The organism is Paenisporosarcina sp. (genome assembly GCF_049671445.1).
Lineage (GTDB): Bacteria > Bacillota > Bacilli > Bacillales_A > Planococcaceae > Paenisporosarcina.
The window spans coordinates 18145-40715 of the sequence record NZ_JBATUX010000021.1 but is presented as its reverse complement, the minus strand read 5'-3'; the positions used below and the strand labels follow the sequence as shown (position 1 = coordinate 40715).

The window sequence follows — 22571 nt, the reverse complement described above, 5'->3', positions numbered from 1 at the left end:
ATAAGGAATTTTAGATATCTAGAAGGTAGGAATGATCATGAATAATCGTAAAGTACGGAATGAGCCACATCCAATATTATCTTCCGTCTTAGAATATATATATATCATCATCGGAGCTGCAATTATTGCAGTAGGTTTTAACGTATTTTTATTACCTAATGAAGTAGCATCGGGTGGAGTTAGTGGAATAAGTACAATACTAAAAGGTGTATTCGACTGGAATCCAGGTATTGTGCAATATGCATTTAACATTCCTTTGTTTATTACGGGTGTTATTTTTCTAGGTAAACAATTTGGCGCACGCTCGCTTGTCGGTACACTTACGTTGCCATTATTTGTTTTGTTAACAGCAAGTTGGGAACCAGCGACATTAAATCCTTTGCTAGGGGCATTATTTGGTGGTATTTCAGTTGGTGTAGGACTCGGGATAGTGTTTAGAGGCCGTGCATCAACAGGTGGTACCGATTTAGCAGCTCAAATAATTACAAAATACTCAGGTCTTACACTTGGTACAAGCGTTATGTTAATTGATGGATTGATTGTACTTTCAGCAGCCTTAGTTTTTGATATTGAAAAAGGTTTATACGCGCTAATTGGATTATTTGTAACTACGAAAACGATTGATATCATCCAACTTGGCTTCAGCCAATCGAAAATGGTTTACATTATTACGAATAAACAAGAAGAAATAAGGGATGCTATTTATACCGAAGTAAATCGGGGTGTTACAAAACTTTCAGCAGTTGGTGGTTATACAGAACAAGAACGACCAATATTACTTGTAGTTGTTTATCAAACCGAGTTTTCAAAGCTAAAACAAGTAATAAAAATTGTTGATCCATCTGCATTTGTCATTGTAACTGATTCCTATGAGGTATTGGGTGAAGGTTTCAAACGTCCTTGATATTGGTATACTTTAGTAGAAAGTAAAACTTTTTCCGGGAGGGAAAATAATGAACAAGAAGTTACTCGCAGCTATTTTTGGTTCTGCATTAATGCTTGCCGCATGTGGCGGTGGAGATGATGAAGCTACCGAAACAAATGAAGAAAATGGTGGAGAAGTCGTTGAAACGCAAGATGCTGAGAAAATTGTGCAAGGGAATTGTACAAGTTGTCACGGTGGGAATTTAGAGGGTCAAGGTAACTTCCCTAATATTTCGGATGTTGGGTCTCGACTATCACAAGAAGAAATCTTAAAAGTTATACAAGAAGGTAAAGGTGCAATGCCTGCTAATATTGTTGAAGGTGCTGAGGCAGAAGTAGTAGCAGAATGGTTATCAAATAAGAAATAATAAGAGACCAACGCATAATCTTGCGTTGGTCTTTTTATTTTGTGAAATACTGTCGAAGATAAAGAAGGAAATTTCGACTAGAATGTTGAATTATATGTCAGTGCAGGAGTATTTACTTGTGTAAATAGTAATGGGTATAAGGTTTTATAAGCTTTCTTAAGACATATTGTAATATTAATGTAATAAAATTTTGTCGTTAACCTTGTTATAATGAGTTTGTTGGAAAAATTTTTAAGATAGTTTTCAATAAGTTTAGTAAGTATAGGTGGTTACAAAAAATATGATTTCAATGAAAAATGTCTATAAAAAATATCCAAACGGTATAGTTGCCGCTAATGGATTTAACGTAGAAATAAAACAAGGTGAATTTGTTTATGTGGTAGGTCCCAGTGGGGCTGGTAAATCGACATTCATCAAGATGATGTATAGAGAAGAACGACCAACGAGCGGAGATATAGTAGTTAATGGTATCAATTTGGCGACACTGAAGTCGAAACGTGTTCCCTATTTAAGAAGACAAATCGGCGTAGTCTTTCAAGACTTCAAATTATTGCCTCGGTTAACTGTTTATGAAAACGTTGCTTTTGCATTAGAAGTAATTGAAGAATCACCAAAAGTAATTCGTAAACGTGTAATGGAAGTTTTGGATTTAGTAGGCCTAAAACATAAAGCACGCATGTTTCCAACTGAACTTTCAGGAGGAGAACAACAACGTATCTCAATTGCCCGTTCTATTGTCAATGTTCCGAAAGTGATGATTGCGGACGAACCAACAGGTAACTTAGATCCTGAAACTTCATGGGATATTATGAATTTATTTGAAGAAATTAATCGTCGAGGAACAACAATTATTATGGCAACTCATAATAAAGAAATTGTAAATACAAATAAACACCGTGTTATAGCCGTTGAAGGCGGATTAGTAGTACGTGATGAAGTTGGAGGTGCCTACGGTTATGAAAGCTAGAACAGTAGGTCGTCATTTCCGAGAAAGTTTTAAAAGTTTAGGTCGTAATAGTTGGATGACATTTGCTTCTGCAAGTGCTGTAACCGTTACATTACTATTAGTAGGCGTATTCGTCATGATCATGATGAATTTAAATAAAGTCGCAGACGATTTAGAAAAAGATGTTGAAATCAAAGTATTAGTCGAACTAACATCTGATGAAAAAGCTGCTGAAAAGTTAGAAGAACAAATTAAAAATCTTGATGGCGTAGCATCTCTTACATACTCTACGAAAGAAGCCGAACTTGAAGATTTAATTAAAGATTTCGGTGGAACCATGGGATTATCTGATCAAAACAATCCCCTTCGAGCTGCTTTTTACGTAAAAGCAACTAACCCTCAAGAAACTGAAAAAGTTGCAGAGAATATTGACCGACTTAAAAATACATATTCAGTAGAATATGGCGAAGGTAAAATTGAGAAGTTGTTCGAATTCTTAAATGTTGCTCGAAATGTAGGACTAGGCTTGATTTTAGCCTTACTATTTACCGCAATGTTCTTAATTTCAAATACGATTCGAATTACGATTGTTGCACGTCGTCGTGAAATAGAGATTATGAAACTAGTAGGAGCGACAAATAGTTTTGTCCGAATTCCTTTCGTGTTAGAAGGAATGTGGATAGGAATCCTTGGTTCCATCCTACCTATTACTCTTGTAAGTGTTCTTTATTACAATCTATATCAAATACTTCAACCATATTTAGAAGGCGAATTGTTTAATTTATTACCACTTACACCATTTTTATTCCAAGTAAACATCTTAATTATCGTGATGGGTATTTTTATTGGCGTATGGGGAAGCTTCATGTCGGTGAGAAAGTTTTTACGCGTTTAATAATAAGCGCGATTTTGAAAGGGGCATAACATGGGAAAGAAACAATCTAAATGGATGATGGTTACCTTAGCAACAGTATTAGGAAGTTCTGTATTTATGACTCAACCTGATGCTTCGGCAAACTCATTAAATGACTTAAAAAGTGAACAAAAACAATTGGAGCAGAAAGAGAACCAATTGAATTCAACAATTAATAAGAAAAAAGGCGACATTTCTAAAAACCAAAATACTCAAGAGGATTTGCTTGCTCAAATCCAATCTCTTGATAATAAAATAAATGAAACAGATAAAGAGATTGATAGTATTCTTGCTGATATTAAGCGTACCAATAATGAAATTGACAAATTACACGGAACAATTAAAGTGTTAGAAAAGAAAATTGCAGATCGTGACGAATTAATTAAAGAACGTTTACGCGCGGTTCAAGAAAGCGGTGGATCTGTAAATTATTTGGATGTTTTACTTGGTGCTAGTAGCTTCGCAGACTTTATTGACCGATTCTCTGCTGTTAATACATTAATGGATGCGGATCGTAAAATATTAGAAGAACAAGCGGCTGATAAAAAATCGCTTGAAGAACAAAAGGCAGAAGTTGAAGAGAAATTAGCTGAACAAAAACAAAGCCGTAACAAGCTAATGAATCTTAAAGCAACTCTTGATTCACAAAAGGTTTCTAAAGGTAAATTAGTAGATAAACTAGAAGCACAACAAGCCTTATTAATAGAAGAAAAAGGTCATCTTGAAGAAGAACATGAAGAAGTACTTAAAGTAAGTAAAGCCGTTGAAAATAAAATTGTGGCTGAACAAGCTCGTTTAATAGAAGTTGCTCGTCAAGCTGAAATCGCTCGTAAGAAAAAAGAGGCGGCTGAACGTGAAAGACAAGCAGCTGCAGAACGCGAAAGACAAGCAGCCGCAGAACGTGAACGACAAAATGCTGCAAATCAAAGCGCTTCAAGACAAAAATCAACAACAGTATCACGACCAGTTGCACCTGCACCGGTTGTATCAGTATCGTCAGGAACATGGACACGCCCTGCTTCAGGTCGATTCTCTTCAACATTCGGAGGACGGAACATAGGGTCTGGAAATGAATTCCACTATGGTAGTGACATTGCTAATAGCATCGGAACACCGATTGTTTCTGCTGCGGATGGAATTGTTTCTCACGCTGGACCAATGGGAACTTACGGTAACGTGATCATGGTTACTCACTCAATTAATGGTCAAATTTTCACAACTGTTTATGCACATTTAAGCGCTATTAATTCTAGCGTAGGCCAATCTGTCTCAAAAGGACAACTTATCGGTAAAATGGGTAGTACGGGTCGCTCTACAGGGTCACATTTACATTTTGAAGTTCATGTAGGTCCTTGGAATAGTTCACGTTCAAATGCTGTGAATCCAATTCGTTACGTATCATTTTAATTAAATCTAGAAAAAACTCACTCTCATTTTAATGAGAGTGAGTTTTTTCTATGTATTGATTTCCCAATGAACCCCTTATAATAGGAGATGAAGGACTCATATACAAATCAATTTGTCGCGGATTAATGAAAAATAGTATACGATATAGGGTATATAAAAAGTTGTTTGGAGATGAGAGATTATGCCTGTCACTGAATGGTTTATCATAAAATCATTAACTATCCCGTCATCATGGCTAGCTGTACTTTTGGCCATACTAATTACAGGAATTATTGTATGGCGCAAATTTGGAAAAGAAACAGAAGACTGGTTTTCAGATGCAGCCATTCTTTTTTTACTTGTTTGGAAATTTAGTGTAGTCCTCACCGATTTTAAGTTGATCATTGATTCTCCGCTGTCCATACTTTATTTTAATGGAGGTAGGTTAGGGTTATTTCTTGGTTTGAGTGCTGCTTTGTTAAAATTATTATGGAGGTTTAGACAGAAAAATTGGCCTGTATCAGAGCTAGTTGCCCTGTTGTTTTCAATAGTCATGTTACAATCTGTATATCAAATAATTATGGTTCTAGTAAACGAAGCCTTGCTTTGGCAAAAAATCATCACAGTGGTTTTATTTGTTGCATTAGTAACACTGACTTGGTTGAAAATCTCCATATCAAGCACTTGGCAAATTCAATTAACTTTCTTGTTTTTATTCACGCACATTTTCGTTGCGCTTATTCAACCCCAAGGTATACTTCAAAGTCCTCTCTTTGTCACGGGTATATTCGTGATTTGCGGATCACTAGCTTACGTACTAACCAATAAACAACTTGAATTTACGGAGGAAAAATTATGACGAAAAAAATATTCGGTTTGGTAGTTGTCGCAAGTCTAATTGCCATAATGATTGCAGGTTTTGTGAAGAAGAATATCGATACAGAGGAGTCGTTTGCCAGCGAACAACGTGGCGTTGATTTAGTAAATGTGTCAGCTGAAGAAGGATTAGTCAAAGGGGATATGGCCCCTGATTTCACATTAACCACACTCGATGGTAAAAAGGTTCAACTATCTGATCTAAAAGGAAAAAAAATAATTGTGAATTTCTGGGCGACCTGGTGTCCTCCATGTAAAGCTGAAATGCCTCATATGCAAAATTACTATGAGGATTTTGCAAAAGATGAAAATGTCGAAATTTTAGCTGTCAACTTAACAAATGGAGATAAAGTAGAAAGTGTACAGAATTTTGTTGAAGATTATGGGTTAACTTTTCCAATCCCAATGGACGTGGAAGGAAAGGTTGGAGAGACTTATCAAGCCATTACGATTCCAACCTCTTATATGATTGATACAAAAGGTCGAATTCAAAATAAAATTGTTGGACCAATGGATGAAAACATGATGAAAGATTTTGTTTCAAATTTAGATTAATAATAAATCTGGCTTCTTCTTGTCGTATTGCCCTGTCCTCGTTCATACAATGAAACGAAGAAAGTAGGGGGCGATATTAATTGAAAAGAAGCCGGGTTTTTTTGTTTGCTTTTTTAGTTATTTTGATTCTTTGTTTGCTCATTTTTTGGACACCGTTAAAAAAAGATAAGACAAGTAATGCGACAAGTCCTATGTCACCTATTGATGAAGCCTATGAACGGATTTTAGCCAGCTCAGTCCATCCGGTAGAAGGGAAACTTTTGATTGAAGGTGCTCTTCGAGGAATGGCTGAAACACTTGGTGATCCTTACAGTAAATACATGACAAAAGAAGAAGCGAAATCGCATCGCGAATCACTATCGGACGAGCGCGTGGGTATTGGTTTAGAAATTGTTGAAAATAAAGGACGTTTTATTGTCGTAACGCCTTTAAAAGAATCTCCAGCTGAAAAAGCTGGCGTTAAACCGTATGACGAAATTGTACAAGTAGATGGGGAACGTGTAGATGGTAAAAGTTTATCTGATTTGCTTAAAGCCATTAAAGGTAAGAAAGGAACCAATGTATCTTTAACTGTCTTTAGACCAACTGAAGATCGACATATGGAATTAAGTATGATGAGATCAGCACTACAAATACACACAGTTACAAGTGAGCGCATCAAGCAAGATGATTCTTCTATTGGCTATGTCAGCATTTCACTTTTTGGTGATAAAACTGCTGAAGAATGGGAACAACAAACACGCACTTTAGTTAAACAAGGAATCGATGGTTTATTGATTGATGTTCGTGGTAACCCAGGAGGGTATTTACATAGTGTAGAACAAATTATCGGTACCATGTTGAAGAACGGCCAAATTTACGCTTATATGCAAGATGCGAAAGGTGTACTTGAACCATTACCTGTAAAAGCAACGAATGATGATGACTACGCAAAAGAAATGAAAAAGATTCCAATTGTATTGTTACAAAACGAAGGTAGTGCTTCGGCAAGTGAAGTTTTAAGTGGGGCATTAAAGTCAAATCAACGTGCACTCATTGCTGGCTCTAAGAGCTTTGGCAAGGGGACTGTCCAGGAAACATGGGAACTGACTAATGGAGGAGAAATGAAGCTTTCCTCACATAAATGGTTAACTCCTAAACAACAGTGGATACATGGTAAAGGAATAGAAGCTGATTTTGAAGTTGAAGCAAATGAGCTTTACCAACTAGAGCCGTTGCCTATAAGTGGTACTTATCAAGTAGGAGATTTTCATGAAGATATCATTTATGGACAAAAAGCGTTAAAGGCATTAGGGTATCCTATTACTAAAGTAAACGGATATTTCGATGAAGATACGGCAAAAGCTGTGTTAGCTTTCAAAAAAGAAAAGAAACTTCAAAACGATTCCATCATGAATACAGAGTTTTATCAAGCAGCTAGAGAGTCGATATTAAAGTATAAAACAAGCAAGAAAAACGACGATCAACTGCAAAAGTCATTAGGTTATTTGTTCCACTCTATTCAAAAGTAGAAAAAACCTATACGCATTCCATCAACGGTTTGTTACAATGGAAAGAAATGCACGAACCGTTGAATGGGTGGTGTTAGGTTTTATGTGGCAAGAGATAGGATTAGAGTTGTTAAAAGGAATTAGTAAATTGTTTATCAATCCATTATTTTACGTTGCGATTCTTTTCGCAGTACTCCTCGGATATGTCCGTGTGAAAAGAGAAAGACGTTCTTTTCGAACGCGCATTTTATGGGGTTGGACTGAAATGAAGCGAATGTTTGCGGACATCTGGATGTATGCAGTTATATTATCGATACTTAGTGTAGGTATTGGTTTAACCGTAACGACAGATTGGATTGCAACGTATAGTATCATTAGTGCCATACTAGTAGTGCTTTTCATGTATCAATTGGGTTCACCCATTGTAGCAGGTGCACTAGCTGTCGCAGCATTGTGGATTGGCTATGTAATGAACCGCACATTTTCATTTATGAATTTTGATTGGTCGGGAGAAATGAATTGGATTCAATTATCATTGCCTGTTGCCTTCATTATCGGTGCAACGGTCATTGTAGAAGGTCTACTCATCAGTAAAACGGGTGCAGAATCAGCTTCACCAATTTTAGAGAAATCTTCTCGTGGGCTAACGGCAGCAAGCTATTTAGCCAAGCGACTATGGATGATTCCATTACTCGTAATTGTACCAGGAGATGCTATTCAAGAGTTTTCACCATACTGGCCTCAATTAACATTTGGAAGTGAATCATTTGGTTTGGTATTATTCCCAATTGTCATTGGATTCCAACAAAAAGCTCGCCGTTCACTACCAGTAAATTTATTCCCAAAACTAGGAATGTCTGTTGTAGCTGTTGGTTTCCTGACTGTGATTTTATCAATCAGTGCATTTTGGTTCCCAGTGATGGCGGCTATTAGTTTAGCTATCGGTGCAATTGCACGAGTTGGGGTATGGATGTACTTTGCGATCAAAGAACGACAAGGCAACCACGCTGTTGCACCTAAAGATTTAGGTGTCATGATTGCAGGAGTCTTGCCAGATTCACCAGCTGAAAAGATGGGTCTTGTCATTGGCGAATGTATTCGCAAAGTAAATGGACAATCTGTTTCAAACGAAAGAGAATTATATGAGGCGATTCAGATAAACGCCGCACATTGTCGACTTGAAGTTCTCGATCATCAAGGAGAAGTACGTTTACGCCAACATGTTATTTATCGTCACGACCACCATCGTCTCGGTTTATTGGTCGTAAGATAGGAGAACATATATGGAATCTATGGTTACGAAAATTATATTAGCTTTGTTTTTACCGGGCTTGCTCGTTGTCTTATTTACACGCATTACGTTCTCACATATTGTAGCGTTGATTTTAACTGTCGCTCTTATTACAGCTTCCGTATATGCCGGATACACGCATACTTGGTTGTTATACATCGTCGATGCCTTGTCCTTAACTATTGGATTTTGGTACGCTACTCTTATGATGAAACGCGGCAAAAAACAAGAAGATTAAACGAAACGTCTTTACACATATGTGTAGAGGCGTTTTTTTGTTTTTCTGAGTCCATAAACTTAGGATTACAATTTAAATATTCGTGTATCATCCATCAAAAGGCAATTTTGAAATTGACTCACTTAGAACCAATTTTGCGTTAAAAAAATGATTTAGGGAAATAATAAGTTATATGTAAAACAAATTACTTGAACAAATATACCCCTAGTGGTATATTATAAATATAGAAAAACGATTTTAAAAACTGGAGGGAACTTATATGTATTTTCGCTCATTCTTTGATGAAAAATTAGCACAATATTCGTATTTAATAGGTTGTCAACGAACTGGTGAAGCTATTGTTATTGACCCAGCACGTGATACTTCTGACGTTATCCAAGTTGCAAAAAAGGAAGGCTTGCACATTTCGGCAGCAACAGAAACTCATATTCATGCTGACTTCGTTTCAGGCTCTCGTCAACTAGCTCATGATTTGGGTGTAACATTGTATTTGTCTGACGAAGGCGATGATGATTGGAAATATCAATATACAAATGGTCTAAATGTTGAAATGGTTAAAGACGGTTCAACTTTTTCAATAGGAAACATCGACTTTAAAGTGTTGCATACACCTGGGCATACGCCTGAAAGTATTTCATTCGTATTAACGGACCGTGGCAGCGGCGCAACAACACCAATGGGGATATTTACGGGAGACTTCGTTTTTGTTGGCGATGTTGGCCGACCTGATTTATTGGAAAAAGCAGCTGGCGTTGCAGATACTGCCGAAAAGGGTGCACGTGCAATGTTCAATTCCATTCAAACATTCAAAGAACTACCTGATTATATGATGGTGTGGCCTGGACATGGTGCAGGTTCAGCGTGTGGGAAATCTTTAGGAGCTGTTCCTTCTTCAACTGTTGGTTATGAAAAACAATTTAACTGGGCAATGAAAGAAGATAATGAACAAGCATTTGTTGATGAATTATTGAAAGATCAACCTGAAGCACCTGTGTACTTTGCGGAAATGAAAAAAGTGAATAAAATGGGACCAGCTTTATTAGAAGACAAAGTAATTCCAACAATTCAAAACAAAGAGGAGTTAGAAACTGAAATGCAGACTGAGCAAGTTTTCATTTTGGATACTCGTCCTGCGAATTTAGTGGAGAACAGTCTTCTGCCTGGTGCCATTAACATTCCATTTAACAAAGCATTCACTAACTGGGCTGGTTGGTTGGTGAGCTATGATGAACAAATGGGTATTATAGCGGAAGAAGCACAACGAGAAGAAATCGTTCGCTCACTTCAATCGATCCATTTAGATAACATTAAATCGTTTGTTGATCCATCTGTATTGAATGAAATGAACTTAACGTCATACGAAACATTGTCAGTTGATGAATTTAAAGACGAAATTTCAACTTCATATGTGATGGATGTACGAAATGATACTGAATGGAAAGAAGGTCACATTGAAGGAGCCCATCATCACTTTTTAGGGAAACTTCGTGACCTTGATTTGCCAAAAGAAACGCCAGTATTAATGCATTGTCAAGGTGGCGCTCGATCTGCAATTGGTGCGAGTGTATTAAAATCTCTTGGATACAAAAATGTAAAGCATCTTGCTGGCGGTTACGCTGCATACAAAAAAGCATAAAAATGGAGGAATTGAAAATGAAACCACAAATTACTGTTTACTCAACTAACACGTGTCCGTATTGCGACATGATGAAATCTTTCTTGCAACAAAATGAACTTGCTTACACAGAAGTGAATGTGCAGGCTGATGCTATAGCTGCACAAAAACTAGTGGAAACAACTGGTCAAATGGGTGTTCCACAAACAAACATTAATGGTCAATGGGTTTTAGGATTTGATCCAGATCGCGTATTAGAGTTAGTAAAAGCATAAATATGAGGGCAATGACCCTCTTTACATGTTGGTTATGTTTGGCTTCAAGCGCCAGCTCTCGTTCCTCTTTAAGGTGAGAAAGGCGACTGACATTGCGTTCTTTCAAGCATCATATGTTCAGTTGCACAAGCCAATCCGCGCCTAAGTTTGGTCCTACAGGATGTAAGTCATGAAGGCATTGCGACATGATGTCGCGAACTTAGCTATTCTTCTCATTCGAAAAATAAGTTTCGATATAGTCGAGCTAGCACTGGAGTCGGATTAAAGTGGCCTGTTTCACATTTCAAGGAGTCGAGCTAGAGTGGCGCTTTACGCTTTTCTAAAGAGGAGAGAAGACCGATGGATTATTCAAAACAAATTACAAATCGATTAAATCGAGTGGATGGTCAGCTTCAAGGTGTGATTCGAATGATCGAAGGAGCTCGCGAGTGCAACGATGTTGTAACTCAGTTAAGTGCAATTAAAGGTGCACTTGATCGCACGATTGGTTTAATTGTTAGTGAAAACTTAGAGCAATGTGTGAGGACAAGCATGGCTGAGGGGAACGCTTCAGATGAACATGTTAAACAAGCTGTAAAATTACTGATGAAAAGTAGATAGGGGAGATTTAAATGGAATGGATATTAATCGCTGTGGTAGTAGGATTTATCGTATGGCGCATGAAACCAGCAAAAGGTGTTAAGACAGTTTCTACAACGGATTTAAAAGGACTGCTAAATGATAAATCAAAACAATTTGTAGATGTAAGAACGCCTGGAGAATATAGAGGCAGAAATATTTCACAATTCCAAAACATTCCACTTGATCAGCTTCCTTCTAAATTAGATAAACTTGATAAAACAAAAGAAACATATGTTATTTGTCAAAGTGGCATGCGTAGTTCTCGTGCAGCTGGAATATTAACGAAAGCTGGCTTCACGAATGTCGTGAATGTACGTGGCGGAATGAGTCAGTGGCAATAAAGCGATGGATTATACAATCGCTTTTATTGTACTAATTTTTGCTATTGGATTTGTAGGTTCATTTATTTCGGGGATGGTCGGCATTGGAGGAGCTATTATTAATTATCCGATGCTGCTTTTTATTCCCTCGTTATTTGGATTTGCTGCTTTTAGTGCACATGAAGTATCTGGAATCAGTGCAGTTCAAGTTTTGGTTGCTACAATGAGTGGCGTTTATGTATATCGTAATAGTGGTTTTTTAAATAAGCGACTTATTGTTTACATGGGAAGTGCCATATTGATAGGGAGTTTGATTGGCGGATTTGGATCAGGCGATTTGTCAGAGCAAACCGTTAATTTGATTTATGGAATCGTCGCTTTGATAGCTGCGCTTCTGATGTTTCTTCCAAGCAAAATGAACGAGGATATACAAATGAAGGACTTGCAGTATTCGCTTATATGGGCAACATTTTTAGCATTTATCGTTGGAGTATTATCAGGCGTCGTTGGGGCTGGGGGCGCATTTTTATTGGTGCCAATCATGTTAGTCTTTTTAAAGATACCTACTCGCATTACCATTGCCACATCACTCGCGATTACATTCATTTCATCAATAGGTACAACGATTGCTAAAGTTGCTACTGATCAAGTATTACCAATTCCAGCTATTGTTCTTGTTGTCGCGAGTTTACTAGCCGCTCCATTAGGTGCTAAATATGGACAAAAAGTAAATCAAAAAGTCTTGCAATGGATATTAGCAGTTTTAATTACAGCCACTGCTATAAAAATTTGGTGGGATTTATTCGTACAATGGACGATATAAAAGTGAATGGCTCAATGGCCATTCACTTTTTGTTAAACCGCTCATAGACGACAGAGAACCGCCGATAGACGACAAAGATTCGCCGATAGCCATGTCTTTTGCGCCGATAGTCGACAGGAATGCGCTCATAGTCGACACAAAACCGCTCATAGCATACAACAGTCTCTCTAAAAATCTCCAAAACAAAAGACATCCATCAAATCTTAAGCCGTTCAGTTTTGAGTCACTTTTCCCTAAATAAACGGTCAAATCAAGCCTGTTTTATTAACAAAATAAACAGCCAAATATAACCCGAATTAGCACCTCTTTTCGAGGTGCTTTTATAAATAATAGAAAATTTTAAATTTTTAGAGGTAAAAATGGATATTCTTGGTATAATAAAATAAATATAAGAGATTTCCTTATTCAACTAACGAGGCAGTTTAGTTGAACAAGCAATAATATAATAACCCCAATAAAAGCATCGTAAAGGTGGCTATTCAAATGGAAAATTGGATTGAATTATCCGCATTAGAATATAAAGAGGTATGGGATAGGATATATGATGAATTTAATTTTGAACCAAGCATATCAAATTTCCCATCTTTTGAAGTTCCAAATCCATTTATCACATATGATATATCCTCATATATAAGTTGGTCCGGAGATTCAGGTACTTATAATGAGATTTATAATGACCTAGAGGATAAGTCATTGCTTGTTTTTCAAGAACTCACACAGAAGAATGAATGTATGTATGCGGTAGATTGGCAGCATCCAGGTTATTGGATAAACCCCCGTTTGGAGTTTCAGAAAAGTGAGTTTGATGAATGGATTGTACCTGTTTTTCCTAACGGTGATTATTACTTTTTTATTCAAAAGAATTTTGAATGGGGATTTTTAGGACACCCTTGGGAAGAGACCATCACTATTTTTGGAAAAGAATTGATAAAAGGTTTTGAAAAACATCAACCGAGAATGTTTCAAAAGATATTACGTCAGGGATAATTTAAACCTTGTTCTACTAACGGGGCAGGTTAGTTGAACAAAAAACATTTTAAAGGAGAATTTACATGCTGGAATATATACAGTTAGATGTTTCACCTATTTTAAGCCAAATATCGAATCACTTTAAATCAGCAGCTTTTCTGCTTCATCCATTTGTCCAAATGCCTAATGGGTGGCAAAAAAGGAAACGGGAAAGACCTTTTCAACACATCTACCCAAGCGACGAAGAAATATTAAACATTGGTAAACCAGTTTCGTGGAATCAAATCAGTCAGCAAAGCGACTTAACCTTGCAAGAGGTCGGAATAGCAGTACACGATCATCGAGATAAGAGACCTGACTTAACGAATCAACTTCGCACATGCTTTAATTCCGATTTTTATTATCCGAGGGAAGACAAAATTTCGGTTTTTTTACTGAATGATATCGTGAATGTACTTGGATCCAAAGGAGCTGATTTTGTATTATACTCTGCACCGCTTGAAGGCGAAAAAGGAAGGTTAAAAATAGAGGAAATAAAATTAGAAGAGATGTCTGATTTAACACCAGCGGAATTTATGCTCATGGATGATAAACTCGAGTTTGCCTTTATAAGTGAATATGATGCCTATACCACGTTATTCTTAACAAAAGATGATAATATCGCTGGAATTATAAGAAGGATGAATTGGGAAGCGACCATTTGCGATAATAAAACAACTCTAAACTGGTTTTCACAAAAAAGTTAATTGTCTTATAACTTAAGCAATTTGCGTTTTTGAGACTAGGTATGCGTATTTAAAAGAACAATGTTATAGTTCTAACAATTTCCTTATTAAACTAACGGGTGCGTTGATCCAAGAAGGGTTAACGCATTTTTTGTTGAACTTATTGCTAACGGGGCAGGTTAGTGAAAAAAGATTATTATATGGTATGAGGTGATAATGTTGGATAGAATTTTATTTGTTTTTGGCATACTTGTTTTTTTCATTAGTTTCATATTTTTTGTAATGAATTTTATTGGTGAATATGATGGTACAACTATGATTATTTCTATATTCGCAATGCTTAATGCAAGTATAGCAATAGGAGTTTCAGAAATATTGAGCAGGACTAAAAACTTAAAATAATATACCTATAAAATTTCTTCTTCAACTCCCATGAAAGAACGTAATATTCTTTCATGATCTGTGGTGTAGCTATTATTTTAGCTACATGGATGGCTAACGGGTGCTTTAGTCAAATGGAGCAACGTCTTATAAGATGTTGCTCCTTCTACGTTTAAAAGTACTTCTGATAATACTCTTTCCTTAACCTTCCGCTTAATTGAGCATATATCCTTGTGGTTTCACTTTTTTCATGCCCCATAAGACTTTGTATGACCTCAATAGGAGCTCCATTATTCAACAAATGAGTTGCATAGCTGTGCCTAAGTTGGTGTGGATGAATCTCTTTATTGATTTCAGCACGATTTGAGATTCGCATGATGATGTATCGCATTTGAGCGACACTCATTTTATGTGGTTGCCTTGCTGTCACAAAGATGGCAGGATTATTGTCATCACGGCTTTCGATATAGCGTTTAAGCCATATCTCGCATCGTATATTAAAATAAACTTCCCTCTCCTTATCACCTTTCCCTCTTACGATCGCGGATTGATTGGACCAATTAATATGGTTCTTTTCTAACGCAACTATTTCTCCAATTCGACAACCTGTAGAAAACATGAATTCGAAAATCGCTTTTTCCATTGGGGAATGACAGGATTCACGCAGATGTTCAATCTCTCGTTCTGTTAAATACTTTGGTATCCTCTTCCCAGCCTTGGGCTCTTTAATTTTGGAAGTTGGATTCTTTTTCAGGTAACCTTCTTCATGAGACCAACGAAAAAACGATTTCATAAAGCGGATACGATGTGCAAGACTGGCTGGTTTTAAATGCTTGCCCGATATAGCAAGATATTCTTTCAGTTGATTTGTATCCAGTAATTCCATCTCTACATCCTTAAAATAACCAATTAATAGCAAAGTCTGTAACTGGTAAGCCTTCAATGTTTGCGATGAAAAACCCTCTATTCGTTTATCAGCTTCAAACGAAGCCCAAGCTTTTGACAGTAACAATTCCATACCTCCTAAAAATGTAAGATTAAAGGAATTATTGCCAACTTAATAGAATTAAAGACATAATGAGTAGTTTTACTAACGCGGCAGGTTAGTTAAAGATCGTGGCGTTGAATTGGCACTCTTTTTCTTCTTCAAATAAAAAGGAAGGTTAGTCATAGTACAAAAAGGGAGTTATAAAATGAAGTTTAATAAAAAGATGTTTGAAATAGTAGATTATGAAGAAAAATTAGGTAATGAATATGAAGATATATTGGAATTATCTTCGAGTTGTAAGTTTTCTGACTGCACTCATACAAATGAGACTAACTGTGCAGTTAAAAAAGCAATATCTGTTGGTATTCTTCTAGAAGAAAGATTAAATAGCTATTATAGAGATATAAATGAAGCAATATATGTTTCTAAACAAAAGAATAAAACTAAGGCTATTGATTATATGAAACAAAGGAAACTTTTTAAAAGGTTTTAGATAGGGTGAATTTAATGATTTATTAACACGATTGTTTAATCTAGACTTAAATAAAGTAGATAGTTGATGTTTTATTTTCTTATTCAACTAACGAGTGCATTACTTGAAGAAGGATATAGGTATGTGTTTGTGGAATTCTTTTTGAATATAGACAGGGGGGATTTTAAATGTCAGACATAATAAACAATCAAAAATGTAGTATTCGAACAGTAGAATTAGAAGATGCTGAAGCACTTATAGAAATTTCAGCTTCCGTTATTTCTGAAGGAGATTATTTTATCGTAGTATCTGAGGAATTAGAAAAAATGTCAATTGAACAAGAAAAGGAACAAATTCAAAAGATAATAAATAATGATAAAGAAACTTTAATTGTTGCTGAAATTAATGATGTCGTTGTAGGATCAATAGTATTTCGATCTAATAACAAAAAAAGATTATCTCATACTGGTTCAATTTCAATGTCTTTAAGTAGAGACTATAGAGGTGCTGGAATCGGGAAAATTCTTCTGCAAACATTACTGGATTGGGCTGAAAAACAACCTCTTATTGAAAAGGTAAGTTTAGGGGTATTCGCCACTAATCATAGAGCGATATCATTATACAAAAGCGTGGGTTTTATTGAGGAAGGACGTTTAATAAAAGAATATAAGATAGATGAAGATAAATATGTAGATGATATTCTTATGTATAAGTGCGTTAAATAATGTTTTGTTTATACTCATTTGGTATTTAATTATTGGGATTAAATTTCACTAACGGGTGCGTTGATCCAAGAAGGATTAACGCATTTTTTGTTGAACTTATTGTACTAACGGGGCAGGTTAGTTCAATAAGAAACTGGCAGAACATTATAAAACCGCTAGAGAAGAATTACATTCTCTAGCGGTTCTCTGTTTCTAAGTTAATTCAATTATAGCATATTATTCCATAAATTATCAGTCTGTTTTTTATTTGTTTTTCTAGGTAATATGAGTGGTGAAAAGGGAATAAAAGGATACTAAGGAAGTCGTCCTTTTAAGAATTAACCTTTTATGAGGAGGAAATTTGATGGATTACGTTTATCATATGGTGTCTAAAAAAATGACGGGAGAGGCTCTTATTTCTCTTAATGAGATAAAATTGATGCATCCCGAACTTTATAAAACCTACTCAAAAAAGTATTTTGACCATCCAGAAAGGGAGAGCTTATTATTGAAAAGCATCCCCAAATTAAATTGTCTATGGAATGATGTAATTTTTTTACTACCCCTTCACCCTTACTATGTTTACGAAGCTTTACATTCTCATGGTGTAAGTATTAAAAAAGAATGAAAAATAAAAATGCTGTGTATTTCTATAATAAAGAAAATTATAAAGGTCCAGCTACGGATATTCCTGATGAAGAAATTCAAATCATTGATATAATTTCATATCAAGAATGTTCAGCTTTGCCATCAGACACATTAGCATACTTCACAGAAGAACATAGAAAGGGTGTTAAATTTGGGATGTTCGCACATATTCCCCATATTTTGAGTTTAGGCAACATTAATGTTAAAGGTGTAAATAAGATTAATTGGAGTGTTGCTCCAGTTCAAACATAATTGATTTAATCGATTGGTTAGATAAATTAGACGACAAATGAACAGAGTTTTTATGAATAGGGGGATTTGTATGGATTTCAAAGAGTTGAGAGAAGAACTTTCTTCAATTACTGATATAATTTATTTTGATTCAAATCAGTATCTTCGCGAGAAATCATCAAATCTTTCGAAGTTAAAACAATTTATTATTAAAGCTGAAGTATTTCTAGATCAAATAAAAGAAGATACTTTAATTAATAAAGAGGAAAAGTATTTTCTTTATGGAACACTAGGAAATCTTTATAGGATATATGGGAAGCCCAAAACAGCAATTAACTATTTAGAAATAAACCTAAAGTATGCAATCGAGGGAAAGCACTACAAAAGAGAAATCATCTCTTTAATTCGTCTTGGAGAGGCTTTGAAATATGATAATAAACTTGAAGAAGCATTGGAGAAATTTAATCTGGCATTGATTAAATGTGAGGAAACGGATGAAAATTTATACTTAGATTTTGCATTTCAGCACAAAGGTAAGTGCCTCTTAGAATTAAATAGAGTAGAAGATGCAATAAAATGCTTTCAGGCAGCGTTAGAGCTTAGAAAATCAAAAGGTAATTCATCTTTAATTTATTCCACTGAACAAGCAATAGAGTTCGCACAAAACATACAGAATTAAATGAGTACCATTTTTAACTAACGAGTGCTTTAGTTGAATAAGCGTAGATGAAAATTAAGCTTACTAAAAATTACAACCAGAAAACACTGAGAAATTAATCAGTGTTTTTTTATATTTTCTGAACACAAGTATTCATTTTACTGTTTACAGGTTACTTGTTTAGTTCATTTGGTTGTTTTTCAACAATTCAATTCCACACCCCTTTATCACGCCAATTAGACACCGAAATAATCAATTTACAATCACAGTTGTAATAGCAATAATTGACCTGTCAATGGGATGGTTATATTAAGAGTAAAATCTATACAAACCTTGATATATCAATAAAAAATAGACATCCAATTGACTAGCTAATTGGGTGTCTATTTAGGGTTATAATTCAAGAAAAGTGATTCAAAACTGAACGGCTTAATCAAATCTGGATGTCTCTTTTTTTGTACGATAATGATTGAGTAGTTATTCTTTATTCTTAGATTCAAGCGCTGCTTCATGCGCTTTTCGTACTTGATGTAGTAATTCTGGTTCGCTCAATAAGCGATAACCTGCTCCAGCAAGTGCTTTTGCGCCAGTGACTAAAGCGTTGTAACCAATGTCGGAATTTGCTGCTTCACGAAATTCATTCGTGTGGGCAATTAATTCGTCGGGTCCTATTTTTATATAAGGATGTGCAGTCGGCACGGCATAGCTAATGTTGCCAGCGTCCGTTGAGCCTAATCCTCGACTTCGTTTTGAGAATACAACTTCACCCTGTGACTCCAATTCTTCATGCAACACACTGTCGAGTACATGATTTAACACGAAGTCCTGAACCTCGTTTTGGAATCGTTCTACTTTTACGGTTGCACCTGTTGATAAAGCAGCACCTTCTGCAATCGCACGAATACGTGTACTTACAGCTTCTGTTTTAGCCCAAGTGTCTGCACGGATGTAAAATCGAGCAGAAGCATAGTCCGGCACAATGTTCGGCGCATCCCCACCATGGGTGATGATGCCATGAATACGTACATCACTTGTGAGATGTTGTCGAAGAGCATTGATGCCATTGAATAAATGAATGACGGAATCCAACGCGTTAATTCCTTTTTCAGGAGAACCAGAAGCATGTGCTGCTGTGCCATAAAAATGAAAATCAAGTGGATCCACAGCTAATGTGGGACTAGTTAAACTAGTACGTCCCGATGGATGAATCATTAAAGCAACATCAACATCTTCTAAAAAGCCATGTCGTACAAAGCTTCCTTTAGCACTACCATTCGGACCACCTTCTTCTGCAGGAGTACCTAGGACAATAACCTTTCCACCCGTTTCTAACAATGCTTCGGATAGTGCAATGCCGGCAGCAACACTTGTCGTTCCGATAATGTTATGGCCGCATGCATGACCTAAACCTGGAAGGGCATCATATTCGGCTAAAAATGCGATGGTTGGACCTTCGATACCTGAATCTTTAACAGCATAAAAGGCAGTATCATGACCAGCCACACCAAGATCCACATCAAAACCAAATTCACGTAAATAGTCGCTTAATGAGCTGCTAGCAAATACTTCTTCATTGCCAATTTCAGGTTTCGCATGAATTTCTTTTGCTAATGAGATTATTCGCTCTGAATGGCTATCGATGCTTTCATAAATCCGAGATTTCAAATCAATTACCAATGTCATTTTATATTCCTCCAATTTTTAATTAGTAAAAGCTTGTTTGTTGAAGTGGGTGCGATGAATTAAGCGGAACCTCCTTACTGAAGAATGGTCAACCATTGTCTCAAGGGATTAAGTTAGAAACCCTGTAAGAGAAATAATTGATTCCGCAAGCAATTTTAGCTAATCAACTTTCTATCTCTGAACGAAAAAGGAGAGCCTTCTTTTTCTTATACTCAAGAAAAAGAAGGCTCTCCATATTTATGGAAAACCATCTCGTTCTCATCTTCCAAGCGAATAGATTTGTCCGCTTGCAGGAGTTGGCACAGTTTTCAACAATTAAGTTGAATCCGCTGCCGAGACGTCAAAGGGCCTGTCCCTCGGTCTCTCTAGATAAGAAAGTGATGTGTTGCTATTAAATTGTTGCAAGAATTGATTATGACTTTACGCTTTTCGAAGTAAATCGTCAAGATATTTTTGAAAATAAATCATTCAGTTATTTATTATGGGTTGAAAATGGGTGTAGAGACCATTTTGTACAACCTGGAGCGCCACTTCGTCAACCCGTAGCCCCACTTCGTCAACCTAGAGATCACTTCGTCAACCTAGAGATCACTAAGTCAACCTGAAGCTCCAGCTCGCGGCCTCTTTATGGGGTAGAGACCATTTTGTACAACCTGTAGCGCTATTTCGTTAACCTGTAGAGCCACTTCGTCAACCTGAAGAACAACTTCGTCAACCTGGAGAGCCCCTTCGTCAACCTGGAGAGTCACTTCGTCAACCTGAACCACTATACTCCTACTCATTTAGCCTATCAAACTATAGATCGCTAATACTGCAATGGAGCCCATCACTACGATGATTACGTTTGCTCCAGCAAATGCGAAAGCAAAGGCCGCGACAGCACCAATGAAGCCGAACAATAGATTGCCTTCTTGAACGAATAAGATGGCAGGAAATATCAGAGCACCTAATACAGCAAACGGAATATTTCTCAAAACACCACTAACTAGTGGTGGTAATTCACGTCCTTCTAAAAATGTTAAAGGAAAGGCACGGGGTATATAGGTCACAATTGCCATTCCGAGAATCATCCACCAATACCACTTTTCCATTAAGCTTCACGTCCTTTCTTGGAATACAGAATTTCAACCAACATAGCGGAACCCAGGGTGGCAACGAGAATTGCCCAGCCAGTTGATAGTAAGCCGCTCCAATACAAAGCACTGTGAATGGCTGCACCGAATAAGGCGAGCAATACTACTTTTCGATTGCCTTTCATTGAAGGCACGAGCAAGCCTACGAACATTGCATATAATGCTATAGACATAGCTGCTTGAAGGAACTCAGGTAAGTTAGCACCAATCACGTGTCCGAGTGCTGTAAAGACGACCCAGCTACCGTAGGAGATTAATATGACGCCTGCAGCAAAGGATGTCCGAATATTATCGCGTGTTTGTGTGGCTAAAACTGAAAATGTTTCATCTGTAACGCCAAATGCATATATGGCTTTTTTCCAACGTGCGTCAGGTTGCATCTTTTCATTCAATGATGCCGTCATTAAGAAGTGACGAATGTTGACGACAAACGTGTTTAAAACAATTAATATAGGATCAACGCCTGTTGAAATTAAGGTTAATGATATGTACTGTGCAGCCCCTGCAAAAACAAATATACTCATAGCCGTTGCTTCCCACATAGATAAGCCGGTTGTTTTAGCGAGTAAACCAAACGTTAGGGCAATTGGAAAGTATCCGATTGCGATGCTTAATCCTGCCCGAATTCCATTCATAAATGTCATATGTATTATGCTCCTATCGCTGAATGTTTAATAGATTATACAACTGTATGTTAAAATAAACAATAAGAGGTGAAACTATGGAACAGATGAGACGTAATTTAGGTGTTCAATTAAAAAAAATCCGTCATCAACGTGGAATGAGTTTAGATGATATTGCGAAACTGACAGATGTCAGTAAAGCACAACTTGCACAAATGGAAAAAGGTGAGTCAAATCCGACTGTATCGACCATGTGGAAAATTGCCGATGGATTGAAAATTAGTTTCTCTACTCTTTTACAACCACCAAAATCTACTGTGAAAAAAATTTCATCTTCAGAAATCCCATTCTTAACAGAAGACGAAGGACGCTATCGGGTATTTTCTATCATTCCGTATAGTCCAGACCGTGGTTGGGAGCTTTACAGGATTGAGTTAGATCCACACTGTTCGTATGAAAGTGCTGCACATATGGATGGAGTCGAGGAGTCATTAACGGTTGTCAATGGACAATTGAAAATCATATTAGAAGCTGAAGACGTTAATCTCGAATCAGGGGACACCTTAGTTTTTTCGGGAAGTCAAACACACCGTTATATAAATGCCGGTGAAACGATGTCTGTAACTCATCTAATCATTACCTATCAATAATGTTTGATGCTAGCCTGACTCGGGAAAACTGAAATATAACTATATTATTTTTGAGGATGAGGATC

The 22571-nt window shown here is 36.6% G+C and carries 28 protein-coding genes and 1 riboswitch; of the genes, 23 read left to right on the top strand and 5 right to left on the bottom strand.

The genetic code is table 11. The annotated features are described in order from the left end of the window. Nucleotides 1–31: 31 nt before the first annotated feature. The 15 genes from WBG45_RS02730 (at nucleotide 32) to WBG45_RS02660 (ending at nucleotide 12641) form a co-directional block, all read left to right on the top strand. Nucleotides 32–904 carry a YitT family protein gene (locus WBG45_RS02730; RefSeq protein WP_424412264.1) on the top strand — a complete coding sequence of 291 codons (873 nt, stop codon included), beginning with the start codon at nucleotides 32–34 and terminating at the stop codon, nucleotides 902–904. 49 nt (nucleotides 905–953) lie between these two features. After that, a complete protein-coding gene (gene cccB, locus WBG45_RS02725) occupies nucleotides 954–1292 on the top strand; it encodes a cytochrome c551 (RefSeq protein WP_424412263.1) in 339 nt (112 codons plus the stop codon). 280 nt (nucleotides 1293–1572) lie between these two features. Then, nucleotides 1573–2259: a cell division ATP-binding protein FtsE gene (gene ftsE, locus WBG45_RS02720; RefSeq protein ID WP_424412262.1), complete on the top strand. Its 687-nt coding sequence runs from the start codon at nucleotides 1573–1575 to the stop codon at nucleotides 2257–2259. Continuing rightward, nucleotides 2249–3133: a permease-like cell division protein FtsX gene (ftsX, locus tag WBG45_RS02715; RefSeq protein WP_424412261.1), complete on the top strand. Its 885-nt coding sequence runs from the start codon at nucleotides 2249–2251 to the stop codon at nucleotides 3131–3133. Before ftsE ends, ftsX begins: the two co-directional genes overlap by 11 nt. A 30-nt stretch (nucleotides 3134–3163) precedes the next feature. Next, complete coding sequence (locus WBG45_RS02710) at nucleotides 3164–4558, top strand: murein hydrolase activator EnvC family protein (protein ID WP_424412260.1); 1395 nt, start codon at nucleotides 3164–3166, stop codon at nucleotides 4556–4558. Between the two features lie 181 nt (nucleotides 4559–4739). Next, nucleotides 4740–5396, top strand: coding sequence for a hypothetical protein (locus WBG45_RS02705; RefSeq protein WP_424412259.1), 657 nt, complete (start codon nucleotides 4740–4742; stop codon nucleotides 5394–5396). Further along, nucleotides 5393–5968 carry a redoxin domain-containing protein gene (locus tag WBG45_RS02700; protein ID WP_424412258.1) on the top strand — a complete coding sequence of 192 codons (576 nt, stop codon included), beginning with the start codon at nucleotides 5393–5395 and terminating at the stop codon, nucleotides 5966–5968. The genes WBG45_RS02705 and WBG45_RS02700 overlap by 4 nt, the downstream gene beginning before the upstream one ends. 80 nt (nucleotides 5969–6048) lie before the next feature. After that, complete coding sequence (locus tag WBG45_RS02695; RefSeq protein ID WP_424412257.1) at nucleotides 6049–7479, top strand: S41 family peptidase; 1431 nt, start codon at nucleotides 6049–6051, stop codon at nucleotides 7477–7479. A gap of 37 nt (nucleotides 7480–7516) precedes the next feature. After that, a complete protein-coding gene (locus WBG45_RS02690; RefSeq protein ID WP_424412256.1) occupies nucleotides 7517–8731 on the top strand; it encodes a PDZ domain-containing protein in 1215 nt (404 codons plus the stop codon). A 10-nt stretch (nucleotides 8732–8741) separates the two neighbouring features. Then, complete coding sequence (locus WBG45_RS02685; protein ID WP_424412255.1) at nucleotides 8742–8987, top strand: CsbA family protein; 246 nt, start codon at nucleotides 8742–8744, stop codon at nucleotides 8985–8987. 259 nt (nucleotides 8988–9246) lie between these two features. Next, on the top strand, nucleotides 9247–10623 hold the full coding sequence (locus tag WBG45_RS02680; RefSeq protein ID WP_424412254.1) for an MBL fold metallo-hydrolase: 1377 nt from the start codon (nucleotides 9247–9249) through the stop codon (nucleotides 10621–10623). Nucleotides 10624–10640: 17 nt separating this feature from the next. After that, nucleotides 10641–10877: a glutaredoxin family protein gene (locus WBG45_RS02675; RefSeq protein ID WP_424412253.1), complete on the top strand. Its 237-nt coding sequence runs from the start codon at nucleotides 10641–10643 to the stop codon at nucleotides 10875–10877. Between the two features lie 339 nt (nucleotides 10878–11216). After that, nucleotides 11217–11477, top strand: coding sequence for a metal-sensitive transcriptional regulator (locus tag WBG45_RS02670; RefSeq protein WP_024535313.1), 261 nt, complete (start codon nucleotides 11217–11219; stop codon nucleotides 11475–11477). Between the two features lie 11 nt (nucleotides 11478–11488). Next, entirely contained in the window at nucleotides 11489–11839 is a 351-nt protein-coding gene (locus WBG45_RS02665; protein WP_424412252.1) for a rhodanese-like domain-containing protein, read from the top strand. Nucleotides 11840–11843: 4 nt separating this feature from the next. Further along, nucleotides 11844–12641, top strand: a complete 798-nt coding sequence (locus WBG45_RS02660; protein WP_424412251.1) for a sulfite exporter TauE/SafE family protein — start codon at nucleotides 11844–11846, stop codon at nucleotides 12639–12641. Here WBG45_RS02660 and WBG45_RS02655 read toward each other — a convergent pair. Beyond that, the gene (locus WBG45_RS02655) at nucleotides 12618–12791 is read right to left on the bottom strand and encodes a hypothetical protein (protein ID WP_424412250.1); all 174 of its coding nucleotides are present in this window, start codon (nucleotides 12789–12791) and stop codon (nucleotides 12618–12620) included. The two genes, WBG45_RS02660 and WBG45_RS02655, sit on opposite strands and share 24 nt — an antisense overlap. Nucleotides 12792–13124: 333 nt before the next feature. Between WBG45_RS02655 and WBG45_RS02650 the strand changes: the two genes are divergently transcribed. Both WBG45_RS02650 and WBG45_RS02645 read left to right on the top strand, forming a co-directional pair. Beyond that, entirely contained in the window at nucleotides 13125–13628 is a 504-nt protein-coding gene (locus tag WBG45_RS02650; RefSeq protein ID WP_424412249.1) for a DUF2716 domain-containing protein, read from the top strand. A gap of 65 nt (nucleotides 13629–13693) precedes the next feature. Further along, nucleotides 13694–14356 (top strand): DUF2711 family protein, encoded by a 663-nt coding sequence (locus tag WBG45_RS02645; protein ID WP_424412248.1) that lies wholly within the window; start codon nucleotides 13694–13696, stop codon nucleotides 14354–14356. Nucleotides 14357–14888: 532 nt separating this feature from the next. Here WBG45_RS02645 and WBG45_RS02640 read toward each other — a convergent pair. After that, nucleotides 14889–15728 carry a tyrosine-type recombinase/integrase gene (locus tag WBG45_RS02640; RefSeq protein ID WP_424412247.1) on the bottom strand — a complete coding sequence of 280 codons (840 nt, stop codon included), beginning with the start codon at nucleotides 15726–15728 and terminating at the stop codon, nucleotides 14889–14891. 181 nt (nucleotides 15729–15909) lie between these two features. On the opposite strand from WBG45_RS02640, the gene WBG45_RS02635 reads away from it, so the two are divergent. The 5 genes from WBG45_RS02635 (at nucleotide 15910) to WBG45_RS02615 (ending at nucleotide 18438) form a co-directional block, all read left to right on the top strand. Next, complete coding sequence (locus WBG45_RS02635; RefSeq protein WP_424412246.1) at nucleotides 15910–16197, top strand: hypothetical protein; 288 nt, start codon at nucleotides 15910–15912, stop codon at nucleotides 16195–16197. Nucleotides 16198–16364: 167 nt separating this feature from the next. Further along, the gene (locus WBG45_RS02630; RefSeq protein WP_424412245.1) at nucleotides 16365–16901 is read left to right on the top strand and encodes an N-acetyltransferase family protein; all 537 of its coding nucleotides are present in this window, start codon (nucleotides 16365–16367) and stop codon (nucleotides 16899–16901) included. 343 nt (nucleotides 16902–17244) lie between these two features. After that, the gene (locus tag WBG45_RS02625) at nucleotides 17245–17508 is read left to right on the top strand and encodes a hypothetical protein (protein WP_424412244.1); all 264 of its coding nucleotides are present in this window, start codon (nucleotides 17245–17247) and stop codon (nucleotides 17506–17508) included. Beyond that, entirely contained in the window at nucleotides 17505–17780 is a 276-nt protein-coding gene (locus tag WBG45_RS02620) for a hypothetical protein (protein WP_424412243.1), read from the top strand. The genes WBG45_RS02625 and WBG45_RS02620 overlap by 4 nt, the downstream gene beginning before the upstream one ends. Before the next feature lie 70 nt (nucleotides 17781–17850). After that, nucleotides 17851–18438, top strand: a complete 588-nt coding sequence (locus WBG45_RS02615) for a hypothetical protein (RefSeq protein ID WP_424412242.1) — start codon at nucleotides 17851–17853, stop codon at nucleotides 18436–18438. Between the two features lie 456 nt (nucleotides 18439–18894). Here WBG45_RS02615 and WBG45_RS02610 read toward each other — a convergent pair whose 3' ends face one another. The 3 genes from WBG45_RS02610 to WBG45_RS02600 all read right to left on the bottom strand — a co-directional run bounded on the left by WBG45_RS02610 (nucleotide 18895) and on the right by WBG45_RS02600 (nucleotide 21877). Beyond that, nucleotides 18895–20100: a M20 family metallopeptidase gene (locus WBG45_RS02610; protein WP_424412241.1), complete on the bottom strand. Its 1206-nt coding sequence runs from the start codon at nucleotides 20098–20100 to the stop codon at nucleotides 18895–18897. Nucleotides 20101–20355: 255 nt separating this feature from the next. Continuing rightward, a riboswitch (SAM riboswitch) is annotated at nucleotides 20356–20476 on the bottom strand. 406 nt (nucleotides 20477–20882) lie between these two features. Continuing rightward, entirely contained in the window at nucleotides 20883–21191 is a 309-nt protein-coding gene (locus tag WBG45_RS02605; RefSeq protein WP_024535310.1) for an AzlD domain-containing protein, read from the bottom strand. After that, nucleotides 21191–21877, bottom strand: a complete 687-nt coding sequence (locus WBG45_RS02600) for an AzlC family ABC transporter permease (RefSeq protein ID WP_424412240.1) — start codon at nucleotides 21875–21877, stop codon at nucleotides 21191–21193. The genes WBG45_RS02605 and WBG45_RS02600 overlap by 1 nt, the downstream gene beginning before the upstream one ends. A 77-nt stretch (nucleotides 21878–21954) precedes the next feature. Here WBG45_RS02600 and WBG45_RS02595 point away from each other — a divergent pair, with 77 nt between their 5' ends. Beyond that, complete coding sequence (locus WBG45_RS02595; protein WP_424412239.1) at nucleotides 21955–22506, top strand: helix-turn-helix domain-containing protein; 552 nt, start codon at nucleotides 21955–21957, stop codon at nucleotides 22504–22506. The last annotated feature ends 65 nt before the right edge of the window (nucleotides 22507–22571 follow it).